The following is a 10,716-nucleotide window of genomic DNA, read 5'->3' as shown; positions in this document are numbered from 1 at the left end:
GGTGGGGAAGCCGGTCGCCGCACCTGTCGAGGTGCGGGGGTCAGTCCCAGAGACTCAGGGCGACCGCGAGCGTGATCACGGGAAGCAGCAGCCACGGTTCGGACAGCACCATGACGGCGGTCAGGGCGACCGCGACCCAGGCCAGGGTTTTGGCGACCCGGCGCCGGGTCCGGCGCTTCCTGGTCTTGGCGGGTACGTCGGCAGGCGGCTGTGCCTCGACGTTGGCATCGGAGAGAACGGACATGGTGCTCCTTCAGCTGTTGTGGTTGACGGCGGCTTTGCGCAGCAGTTCGAGCCAGGCGGTGAGGGAGGCGTCCAGGGCCTGGCGCAGGTTGTCGGCGTCGGCGCGGACCGGTTCGCCGTCCCAGGACTCGGCGGTGGTCACGATGGTGGCGTCGCCGTCGGCGGTGAAGGTCCACTCGTGGATCCCGTTGATGCCGTGTGCCGGGCCGCCCCAGAGGATGCGGTGCGGCGCGTCGATCGCGTAGACGGTGGAGGCGATCTCCAGGCCGGCGGTGCTCCAGTGGAAGGTGACACCGGGCCGCAGCGGCTCGTCGGCGTAGGCGGTGTCGATGTCGTTCTGCCAGCTGGTCCAGCGGTTGACGTCGGTGTGCAGGGCCCACACCCGCTCGAGCGGCGCGTCGATGCGGACCTGGTGACGAGCGACGACGGCCGCGTTCTCGTCGATGCCGGTGATGGTCATGTCATTTCTCCCTCGGGTCTCAGGCGGGCAGGTCGGAGTCGGGAATCCACGAGCCGTGGATGCCCGCGGGAACACGGCGGGGCAGTTCGATCGCGGCGACCGTGTTGAGGTCGGAGGCGTCGAGGATGAGCAGCTCGGAGGAGTTGGAGTCGAGGTCGCTGACGACGGACATCAGGTAACCGTTATCGTCGGCGGTGCCGCCCTCGCCGGGCACGAAGTAGGCCTCCCCGGGCAGGCGGTCGCGGCCCAACTCGGCGACCTTGCGGGTGCCGGTGTCGTGGTCGTACTTGACGACCGCCCAGTCGCTGCGGCCGCTGCCGGGGAAGGCGAGGGCGTAGGAGTGCCGGTTGGGCAGGCCGACGCGCCGGTTGTCGATCGTGGGGAACTCGGTGACCAGGTCGTCGGTCATCTCCTCGGTGACCTTGCCGGTGGCCGGGTCGAGGATCCACCGGTAGGCGGTCATGCCGGTGCCGGGCACCGTGGCGTGACCGGGAGCGCCGACCCACCACTTCCAGGTGGACTCCCACGACGTGCGGTCGTAGCGGGGACCGTCGAGGATGATCCGGCCCAGTTCGTCGATGTACGCGTTGGTGGAGTGCAGCAGCGCGCTGGGCTCGACGTCGAACCACCGCACGACCGCCGGCCCCGTACGCGGCAGGACCCCGATCCGGGGCGGGTAGTCGTCGTTCCACCGGTACGGGATGCCTGACCGCTCGGCCGGGTTGAAGGTGACCGGCAGATCGAAGAAGAGGACATGGTCGGCGGTGATGGCGAAGTCGTGCATCAGCGCCGGCCCGGCACCTTCGATGACCTCGCTGCGGGTGATGTGCCCCGAGGGCGAGGCGGTGTAGTAGATCAGGTGCGGAGGGAACGGCGAGTAGCTCAGGAAGTGCAGCTCGCCGGTGACCGGGTCCTCCTTGGTGTGTGCGGTCATCGGCGTCGTGAGCTCGCCGTGGAAGTCGAAGGTCCCGACCGTGTCCAGCTCGGGGGTGACCTGCCAGGGCAGGTTCACCTCCTGGAGAGCCAGCAGGCGGCCGCCGAACTCGATGAGGTGGGTGGCGGCGGCGCTGGCGGCCAGGTCCATCGATCCGTCCGGCCGGAACAGCTCGGCGCCCTCGTCCAGGGCGGTGGTGTGCACCCACCGGTTGCGGTACCACTCGGCCTTGCCGTTGCGCAGCCGGACGCCGTGCAGCATGCCGCTGCCACGGAACCAGTGCGTCGGGACGACCCCGGGCTTCGGATTGTGGCCGTTGCGGATGTAGCGGCCGTCCAGCTCCGGGGGGATGGTGCCCCGGACGGTCAGCCCGACGGCGGAGATCTCGTCGGTGACCGGCGTGTAGTGCCCGCTGAGGTAGGGCTTGGCGAGCTCAGGCATGGGTTTCCTTTCCTGGTGGTGCGAAGGGTGGGAGTGCGCCACGGCGACGGTGCCGTGCGTCAGGAACGAAGCCAGATCAGTGACAACACGGCGGATGCCGCCGCGATCAGTGCCGCGCCGGTGAAGGCGGCGCCGTAGTCGCCACCGGCGACGACGGCCGTCAGCACGGCCAGGCCGACCGCGCCGCCGACTTGGCGGGTCGCGTTGACCAGGCCGCCGGCGAGGCCGCTGTCGCCGGCCGGCACGCCTGCCGCCGACAGGCTGGTCAGCTCGACGAAAGCCACACCGAGGCCCGCTCCGGCCAGCAGCGACGGGCCGAGCAGGTCGGCGAGGAAAGTGCCGTCATGTGGTGCCCGGGACAGCCAGGCCAAGCCCGCCGTCAGGGCGACGAGGCCGCCGCCGAGCACGGTGCGTCGGGGGAGCAGCCGATCGAGCCGCGGGGTCGCCCACGACAGAGCGGTGATGCTCAGCGCCAGTGGCAGCTGCGTCACGCCGGCCACGGCAGGGCTGTAACCGAGCGTCCGCTGCTGATATAGCGGCAGGAAGAAGAACAGACCGATCCATACGGCGTCGAGCAGGCTCATCAGGGCATTCGCGGGACCAACCCGCCCTACCGTGAAGATCCGCCTCGGCACGAGCGGGTCGACGACCCGCTGCTGCCGGATCATGAACACCGTGAGCAGGAGCGCACCGGCCACCAGAGAGCCCCGGGCGGTGACGTCGTGCCAGTCGGACAGCCCGTAGATGACGGCGATGAGGCCGGCGGTGACGCTGAGCGCGCTCAGGGCATCGACGGTGCCGCCACGCGGCTGGTCCGGTTCGACCCAGTACCAGGCGGCGACCAGCAGCGTAAGCGCGACGGGCACCGTCACGAAGAAGACCGCGCGCCAGCCGAGGATGCCGCTGAGCAGGCCACCGAGAATCACGCCGGCGGCACCGCCGGCTCCCGACACGGCGCCCCAGACACCCATCGCTGTCCCGCGCGCCGCTCCGGCCGGAAACAGTCGCAGGACCAGCGCCAGCGCGGTCGGCGCCAGCAGAGCCGCGCCGATGCCCTGCCCGGCGCGCGCGCCGATCAGCATCACCGCGTTGCCGGCCAAACCGGCGGCGAGGGTGGAACCGGTGAAAAGCGCCAGCCCGGCCAGGAACACCCGGCGCAGCCCGTGCACGTCACCGAGGCGGCCACCCAGCAGCAGCAGCGCGCCGAACAGTAGGACGTAGGCGTTGACGACCCACGACAGCGCCGCGGCGGAAAGGTCCAGCCCAGCGCGAACCTGGGGCAGTGCCACATTGACGATCGACGTGGTGAGAACGACGAGGAACTGCGCGGTCGCCAGGACAGCGAGGGTCCGGTTCGGTGCTGCGGTCCTGGTCGCGGCATGGACAAGGCTCGTCGTCACGGCGGGCGCTCCTTCGGCGGCCGACCGGTGCGGCCGCTCTGGACACGCTCCCAGGCAGAGGTGGCCCTCCACCTCGGCGACCATTGCCTAGATCGGCACCCCTGATGCGTCTAGGCGATCGCCGTCAACGCTTGAGGGATCCTTCAGGCCTCGGCGGGTGAGGTGTTCAGCGCGCCGCGGAGTTGCCGCCGCGAGGTGATCTCCAGTTTGCGGAACACCCCACGAAGATGGGCATCGATGGTACGTGGGCTGAGGAACAGCCGGTCAGCGACTTCACGCGTCGTCGCCCCGGTGGCTGCCAACCGCGCAATGGTGAGTTCCTGAGGGGTCAGCGCATCGACGGCGGACCGCGCCGGCGTTCGGGCCCGCTCACCGGTGGCCGCCAGCTCCAGGCGCGCACGCTGGGCGAACCCGTCCGCTCCCACCTCGATGAAGTGCTCGTATGCCGTACGCAGCGCCTCGCGGGCGGCGGCGCGTCGCCCCTCCCGGCGTAGCCAGACACCGTGGTTCAGGTGAGCCCGGGCCAGCCCGATTCTCGTGCCACTGGCGGCGAGCCGGTCCACGGCCTCCCGGTACAGCCCTTCCGGCTCCGTGGACAGCAGGGCTCCCATCAGGGCGCGCACGCCAAGGGCCCAATCCGTCCCGGCCGCTTCGGTGTGCTCAGACAGACGTTCGTACCCCTGCCTCGCAATGGCGTGTTCGCCGCTCCGGACGGCCGCTTCGACCAACTCCGGAAGGGCGAGCGCCGTCATGGCCAGGTCGCCGTCACGCAGGGCCAGACGTGCGGCATCCAGGGCTGTCCGGTGCTCGGCGATCCCGTTCGCCAGCACGGCGCGGGAATATTGAGCGATCGACGTGAGCAGGCCCTTGTCCCGCTGCCCGGCCTCAGCCGCCACCTGGGTGATCAGAGCCTCCGCCTCGGCCCGCCGCCCGCGCAGGGCTGCCACCTGCAGGTGTGCGTACCAGTGCACCGGCACCCCGGTGATCGAGGCGATGTCATCGGCCTCGCTGAGCGAACTGACCGCCGCGGGCAGGTCGCCGCGCAGCGCCGAGCCCATCGCCAACATCCACAAGCTGACGGGCAGGATCACCAGCGAGCCGTCAGCACGGGCGGTGGTCTCCGCGTGCCGGGCGAGCCGCTGCTCCAAGTCGAAGTCCCACAGCTCCACCGCCAGCAGGGCGGCCAGCGACAGGCGCCGGGCCCAGAGCGGGTCGGTGACGTCCGCGAGGATCCGCTTGAGTGTGGGGACGGTGCGCAGGTCGCCGTCGAGATAGCTGACGAGCGAGTCGAGCAGCTGGTCGGCACGCGACGGCGCGGCCGGCGCCGGGGGTGCCTGACGCGCCGCGGCCAGGGCCCGTTGCGTGCCGGGCGCCGTCCGGCTGACCACCATCCCGGCCTGCAGAGCGTCCAGCAGATGAAGCCGAGCCCGCGCCGGATCGCGTTCGGCCGCGTGCAGAAGGTGATCCACCGCCTCGGCGGCACCGCGCTGGAAGAAGGCGGCCTGGGCGCGAAGAAGACTGGCCTGCACGCTCAGCGGCTCCGGCAACGCGTCGGCGTCAGCTGATTCGATCAGGCCCGATGCCGCCTCGAAAGCGCCCGCGTCGAGTTTCGCGCGCGCGGCTTGAAGCATCCGACCAGCCCGATGCGCGGAGTCGGGCGTGAGCATCGCCGCCTGTTCCAGAAATGCCGCTTCGGCAGCGGCCCCACCGCGCTGCCGCGCCCGTTCGGCAGAGCGCAAGAGACCCGCGGCGACGTGCTCGTCCGGCCGGGCGGCAGCCTGCGCGAGATGCCAGGCCCGCCGGTCAGGCTCGGCGAGGGAGTCGGTTGCCTCAGCCAGCGCACCGTGCGCGCGGCGCCGTTCCGGCGGCGTCGCCGACCGGTACACCGCCGAGCGCACCAGCGGATGCCGGAATCGCACGTGTGCGCCGAGCTCGATCAGGCCGTCCGCCTCCGCCTGCTCGGCCGCATCCGGCGCAACCCCGAGATGATCGGCCGCACGCCACAACAGGTTGACGTCGCCGAGCGGCTCGGCGGCGGCCAGCAACAGCAACGTCCGAGCGGAAGCGGAGAGCCGGCCGAGCCTTTCGCGATAGAGGTGCTCGATCCGGTTCGCCGGTGACGTGGGCGTGGGCAGGCCGAAGCCGCCGGCGAGCCCGCTGGGACCGAGCCTGGTGGGCAACTCCAACAAGGCCAGCGGATTGCCGCGCGCCTCACGCAGAATGCGTTCGCGTACCCGCTCGTCAAGCGGCACCGGCAGGGTCGAGGTGAGCAACTGCCGCGCGGATTGGTCGTCGAGTCCAGTGAGGACCAGCTGCCGAAGCCCTTTGACCTCAGGGACAGCCTGTGGGTCGCGCACGGCGAAGACAATGCCGACGGGGTCCGAGCCGATGCGTCGAGCCGCGAACGCCAGAGCCTGCGCCGAAGCACGGTCGAGCCACTGAGCGTCATCCACCACACAGATGACCGGTTCGTCGCCGGCGACCGTGGAAAGCAACTCCAGGAAGGCAGCGGCCGCGGCGAACTTGTCGGCCTGGCCTCCTTCGGCCTGCCAGCCGAAAGCGGCCTCCAGGGCAGCCCGGTGCCGGACCGTAAGCTCGCCGATCCGATCCTGCACGGGGCGGGACAACTGTTCGAGTGCGGCGAACGCGAACTCCATCTCGAATTCGACACCGTTGACCCACAACGTCCGAAGGTTCGGCACATGGTCGAGTGACCGCCGCAGCAGTGCGCTCTTCCCGATCCCCGCCTCACCGCTGACGACGAGCGCGTCGCCTCGCCCCGATCTGACGGCCTCGACCAGCTGGTTCAACAACTCGTGGCCGACCGGCGGCAGGTACGAGGTCGCCGGCGTGGAACTCATAGGCCGATTATCGCAGGATCGATCGGCCCGTTGGTGCAGGTCAGCGCCTTGCGCAGCGGCCATGCGGGCCGCCACGTCGGAGCCTCTACGCCCCCGGGGGCCGGTTGTCACCCGCTAGGCCCCGGCCCGCCCTATGATGTGCGCGCGCCGCTCACCCACACCTATGCCCCCGGAGAATCTCTTGGACAAGACGGCCGCGGCAGACGATCCCGGTGAGCCTGTCGCCGACATCACGACGTGTTATCGCCACCCTCGCCGGGAGACGTACGTACGGTGCGCCCGCTGCGACCGCCCCGTCTGCCCGGACTGCATGAAGGAAGCCGCCGTTGGTTTCCACTGTCCTGAGTGCCTCCGGGAGGGCAGCCGTACGGTGCGGCAGGCCCGTACGGTCTTTGGCGGCCGGGTCGTCACGAACACCTTCGCCACGTACGCTCTGATCGCGCTCAACGTGGTGGCCTATCTGGTCGAGCTCGTCTACCCGTCGGTCGTCGATCGGTTCGACAGCCTCGGCATCGCTCTGCTCGGGCCGGACGGGCAGTACTACGTCGCCGACGGCGGCGCGTACCCGGGCTTTGAGCCGGTGGGTATCGCGTACGGCGAGTGGGATCGCCTGATCACGTCGGCCTTCCTGCACCTCCAGCCGACCGATGGCGGCTTCGGGATCCTCCACATCCTGCTCAACATGTACTGGCTCTGGGTGCTTGGCCGGATTCTCGAAGAACGGTTGGGGCACGCGCGTCTCGTCGCGGTGTACCTGGTGTCGGCGCTCGGTGGATCGGTATTGGGTTTCCTCATCTCGCCGGATCAGGGCGCGGTCGGCGCTTCAGGGGCCATCTTCGGCTTGGCGGCCTGCTACTTCGTCATCACCCGGCGGCTGCACGAGCATCCGATCGACCGGAACCGGCTCATCGTGATGTTCGTGCTGTGGCTGGTGCTCTCCGCCGGCTTCACGTCCTGGGAGGGCCACCTCGGCGGGCTGCTGGCGGGCGGTGCGGTCGCCGTGGGTCTCGCCTACGCGCCGCAGCACCGGCGGGTGGCCGCGCACGTGGCCACGACCACCGCCATGACCGTGTTGCTGCTCGGTCTGGTCGTGTTGAAGTCACTGCAGTTGACCGGGTCAATCTGAGCGGACAGAGCTGAAACGAACACCCGGACCGAACCGTCACCACTCCGCGAAGGAGCCGTCGGTGTGGTGGTCGATCGGGGCCCGCCAGTCGTGGCCGACGCGGTCGGCCGCTCGGACGGCGTCCTCGTCGACCTCGATGCCGAGACCCGGATCCGTCAGCACACGAAGGTGCCCCTCGGACATCGCGAACACCGACGGATCCCGGACGAACGGAATGTCGGCCGGCGCGTGGACCCCGAGCGACTGCTCCTGGACCAGGAAGTTGGGAATGGTCGCGTCGAGCTGCAGGCACGCGGCCAGCGCGATCGGCCCGAGCGGGCAGTGCGGCGCCACCACCGCGTCGTACATCTCGGCTACCGCGGCGATGCGGCGAACCTCGGAGATTCCGCCCGCGTGCGACGGGTCCGGCTGGACCACCGCGACGCCGGCATCCAGCACTGCCCGGAACGCCCGGCGGTCGTAGAGACGTTCGCCCAGGGCCAGCGGGACCGGGCCGGCCAGGGCCGCCACCTGGTCCGCGTACTCCGGTCGCACCGGCTCCTCGACGAACAACGGAAAGTGCGGCTCGAGCAGTGGCAACAGCCGCCGGCTGAACGGCAGCGACGCCCGGCCGTGCAGGTCGAGCGCGACGTCGATCGACGGGCCGACCGCCGCGCGCACCGCGGCCACACGGGCCACCAGCTCGTGGGGCGCCGGCAGGTACGACAGCGAGCCCGGCGGACCGATCTTCACCGCGGTGTAGCCCAGCGCCACCAGGCGGGTCGCGTCGGCGGCGAGCGCCGCGGGGGTCGGGCCGTGTGCCGCGGCGTAGACCCGGACCCGGGACCGCACCGCGCCGCCGAGCAGCGCGTGCACCGGCGCACCGAGGGCCTGCCCGGTGATGTCCCACAACGCCTGGTCGACGCCGGCGACCGCGCTCGACAGCACCGGTCCCCCGCGGTAGAAGGTGCCGCGGGTCATCGTCTGCCACAAGTCCTCGATGCGGCGCGGGTCGGCGCCCAGGAGCAGCGACGCCATCTCGTCGATCGCGGCCCGGACCGTGCGGGCCCGGCCCTCGACGATCGGCTCGCCCCAGCCGACGATGCCGGTGTCCGTGCCGATCCGCAGGAACAGCAGCCGCGGCGGCACAAGGAAGGTCTCCACCGAGATGATCCGCACGGTCAGCTCCGGTGGAGCAGGCCCCACCGCGGACGGGCGCGCGGGTCCTGGTCCGGTGGGGTGTCGTCGGGCAGGGTGGCGGCATAGGCGGCGGCGTCGTCGACTGGCGCGTAGCCGAGGGCCGCCCGGGTGCCGTCGAGGCCGAACACGGTGGGCGTGTTGGCCGACGTGCCGGAGAAGACGCCGTAACCCACCTCGGCGGTCAGCGCCGCCCGGACCAGCCGCGTCAGGTCGCCGTGGCTCAGCCAGCCCGGCAGCCAGCTGAGCGCCGGCGGGGTCGCCGCCACCCCGCCCAACCGCAGGCACACCACCCGCATGTCCCATTGCTGGGCGTACGCGCGCCCCAACGCCTCGACGAACGCCTTCGTCGCACCGTAGACGCAGCAGGGGAAGGGCAAGGCCCCGTCCGGGACGGGATCGTCGCCCTGGTCGCGATAGCCACCCACCGCGTGCAGCGAGCTGGCCAGCACCACCCGGCGTACGCCGGCCGCCGCGCACGCGTCCAGCACGGTCACCGGCAGGTCGGCGTTGGGCCCGCGCAGCTGCTCCCAGCCGTGCCCGGGGTCGGGGTCGGCGGCCAGGTGCACGACCGCGTCGACGCCCTCGCACAAGGAGCGGGCGAACCCGGGCGCGGCCAGGTCGCCGACCAGGATGTCGGAGCCGGGCGTCCGGTCGGTCAGGCGCAGGTCGAGGTCGGCGAGGCCGGACCGCAACGCCCGCCCGACCCCGCCGGCGGCGCCGGTGATCAGAACCTTCATGGCAGCGTGAACGTCCATTCGTTGACCCACCGGAGCGGCGCGATGCCGCCGTCGGCGTCGAACTCCAGCAGTCCCCAGTACTGCTGATCATGCCCCTTGACCCCGTCGTTGCGGGACCCCCACCGGTCGCCGGTCCAGAGATGAACCGGCCCGTCGACGGTGGGGATGCGGGCGACGTGCGCCTGCTGGGCGTTGATGACCGGTTCCGGCCCGCACGGGTGCGACGCCGGCCGGCGGTTGACGTTGCCCCGCAGAGTCCAGGGGCCGAGCGGCGCCGGGGCGGTGTAGACCTTGACCCCTGAGCCGTTGGGGCAGAAGCAGCAGGTGCTGTCGAACAGCGCGTAGTAGACGTCGCCCCGCCTGAAGAGGGCGGGCGCTTCGTCGCCGCGCGACAGGATGCCAGACGACTCCATTGTGGATGACAACAGGTTAGGTGCGAGCCGCTCGATCGACACGCCGTGCTGCTCCGCGATCGAGGTGTAGATGAGGTAGCCGGCGCCGTCGTCGTCGACGAACAGGTTCAGGTCGCCAGGCTGGGCGTGGGCGATCGGCGCCGCCGGCGTCACAATCTCGAACGGGCCGGCCGGGCTGGGAGAGACCGCCACACCGTAGCTGCTCTCCCAGAACCGTTCCATCCAGTTGAACCAGAGCACGTAGTCACCGGTCAACGGCCGGCGCACCACGTACGGTCTGTAGAACATCCCCCGTGGACGGTCGGGCAGGATCGAGCCGTGCGGTGTCCACGTGGACAGGTCGGGCGAGCTGTAGACGACGAACTCGTTGTCGGGCGTGAACCCGTCGTGGTCGCCGTAGGCGGTGCCGTACCACCAGAAGCGGCCTTCGAAGTACTCCAACGAGCCGTCGTGCGCGTCGACCACCCGACCACGCACGTCCGTGCGGATGCGGCGGTTGTCGATCCTTACCGTCGTCACAGGTGCTCCAGAGACCTCAGGTGTAGATGCGGACGTAGTCGACGTACATGTCGACCTGGTTGTTGTAGCGCGACAGGTCCACGGGCCAGCCGCCGCCGAGCGCGAGCGTCAGGAAGAAGTACATCGGTGTCTTGGCCTGTGCGATGGTCGGCTGGCGCCAGACCTCGACGTCGTCGATGTAGTAGATCGTGTCGGTCGGGGTGACGTTGACGCCCCAGCGGTGCCAGGTGTTGGCGGCGTCGCCGAACGGCAGGTTCTGCAGGCAGCTGTTGGTGTGCAGCTCCGGCGTCGTCGCCCAGGAGTGCTGGGCGAGCATCAGGATCCGGGCCGGCAGGCCGCGCGAACCCACGAACCGGCACACGTCGTCGCCGGACACCGAAGGCAGGTCGCGGTCGAGCACCAC

Annotated in this window: 9 protein-coding genes and 1 pseudogene; 1 reads left to right on the top strand and 9 read right to left on the bottom strand. The window is 70.8% G+C overall.

Annotated elements, in window-relative coordinates; genetic code table 11:
- Positions 1-40: 40 nt before the first annotated feature.
- The 5 genes from AB0H87_RS30710 to AB0H87_RS30690 all read right to left on the bottom strand — a co-directional run bounded on the left by AB0H87_RS30710 (position 41) and on the right by AB0H87_RS30690 (position 6,339).
- Positions 41-244 (bottom strand): hypothetical protein, encoded by a 204-nt coding sequence (locus AB0H87_RS30710; RefSeq protein ID WP_360153364.1) that lies wholly within the window; start codon positions 242-244, stop codon positions 41-43.
- 9 nt (positions 245-253) lie between these two features.
- Positions 254-703 carry an SRPBCC family protein gene (locus AB0H87_RS30705; protein WP_360153361.1) on the bottom strand — a complete coding sequence of 150 codons (450 nt, stop codon included), beginning with the start codon at positions 701-703 and terminating at the stop codon, positions 254-256.
- 19 nt (positions 704-722) lie between these two features.
- Entirely contained in the window at positions 723-2,078 is a 1,356-nt protein-coding gene (locus tag AB0H87_RS30700) for a carotenoid oxygenase family protein (protein WP_360153358.1), read from the bottom strand.
- Between the two features lie 59 nt (positions 2,079-2,137).
- Positions 2,138-3,478: an MFS transporter gene (locus AB0H87_RS30695; protein ID WP_360153355.1), complete on the bottom strand. Its 1,341-nt coding sequence runs from the start codon at positions 3,476-3,478 to the stop codon at positions 2,138-2,140.
- 143 nt (positions 3,479-3,621) lie between these two features.
- Positions 3,622-6,339, bottom strand: coding sequence for an AAA family ATPase (locus tag AB0H87_RS30690; RefSeq protein WP_360153352.1), 2,718 nt, complete (start codon positions 6,337-6,339; stop codon positions 3,622-3,624).
- Positions 6,340-6,475: 136 nt separating this feature from the next.
- Here AB0H87_RS30690 and AB0H87_RS30685 point away from each other — a divergent pair, with 136 nt between their 5' ends.
- Entirely contained in the window at positions 6,476-7,465 is a 990-nt protein-coding gene (locus AB0H87_RS30685; protein ID WP_360153349.1) for a rhomboid family intramembrane serine protease, read from the top strand.
- 36 nt (positions 7,466-7,501) lie between these two features.
- On the opposite strand, the gene dgoD is transcribed toward AB0H87_RS30685, so the two are convergent.
- From dgoD to AB0H87_RS30665, 4 genes and pseudogenes are all read right to left on the bottom strand, one after another.
- Positions 7,502-8,623: a galactonate dehydratase gene (gene dgoD, locus AB0H87_RS30680; protein ID WP_360153346.1), complete on the bottom strand. Its 1,122-nt coding sequence runs from the start codon at positions 8,621-8,623 to the stop codon at positions 7,502-7,504.
- Positions 8,624-8,625: 2 nt separating this feature from the next.
- Positions 8,626-9,381, bottom strand: a complete 756-nt coding sequence (locus AB0H87_RS30675) for an NAD(P)-dependent oxidoreductase (RefSeq protein WP_360153343.1) — start codon at positions 9,379-9,381, stop codon at positions 8,626-8,628.
- Complete coding sequence (locus tag AB0H87_RS30670; RefSeq protein ID WP_360153340.1) at positions 9,378-10,313, bottom strand: family 43 glycosylhydrolase; 936 nt, start codon at positions 10,311-10,313, stop codon at positions 9,378-9,380. Before AB0H87_RS30670 ends, AB0H87_RS30675 begins: the two co-directional genes overlap by 4 nt.
- A 310-nt stretch (positions 10,314-10,623) precedes the next feature.
- Positions 10,624-10,716 (bottom strand): annotated as a pseudogene (locus AB0H87_RS30665) (response regulator transcription factor); the annotation flags it as partial.

This window comes from Asanoa sp. NPDC050611, from assembly GCF_040654855.1.
GTDB lineage: Bacteria > Actinomycetota > Actinomycetes > Mycobacteriales > Micromonosporaceae > Asanoa.
Note: the sequence above shows the minus strand (reverse complement) of the source record. Positions and strands in the feature narration are given on the sequence as shown.